Annotated in this window: 2 pseudogenes; both read right to left on the reverse strand. The window is 66.3% G+C overall.

Features of this window, described 5'->3' with window-relative positions:
* Nucleotides 1-257, reverse strand: a pseudogene (locus tag CJ177_RS46560) (hypothetical protein); the annotation flags it as partial.
* Nucleotides 258-302: 45 nt separating this feature from the next.
* Nucleotides 303-407, reverse strand: a pseudogene (locus tag CJ177_RS49130) (IMP dehydrogenase); the annotation flags it as partial.

A 407-nucleotide genomic window follows, 5' to 3' on the forward strand; every position in this document is an offset into this window, starting at 1 on the left:
ACGTCCATCCGGTACTGGTTCTTGAATGTCACCTTCTCCATGGTGACCTGGTCGCTGGTGTAGAAGTTGTCGGCACCGTGGGACAGATCACCGGAGGCCAGGTTCGCGACCGGCGAGGCAGGAGCTGCCGATGAGGTGGGCGAGTCGGCGGCCGAGCAGGCCGAGGCGGCCAGGACGGCGAGCGTGGCAATACCGGTGCCAGCGATTCTGGTCCAGTGGCGATGGCCTCGCCGCGCGGTGGTTCTGGTGGTGGTCATGCGGTACTCCTGATGTTCGTGTGCGAGTGAGTCGGGGGCGGGAGGTCAGAGGGTGAGCAGGGTTTTGATGGCACGGCGCTCGTCCATCGCCTGGTAGCCCTCGGCCGCCTGGTCCAGCGGGAGGGTGAGGTCGAAGACCTTGCCGGGGTC

This window comes from Rhodococcus sp. ACPA1 (genome assembly GCF_002300195.1).
Taxonomy (GTDB): Bacteria; Actinomycetota; Actinomycetes; order Mycobacteriales; family Mycobacteriaceae; genus Rhodococcus_F; species Rhodococcus_F opacus.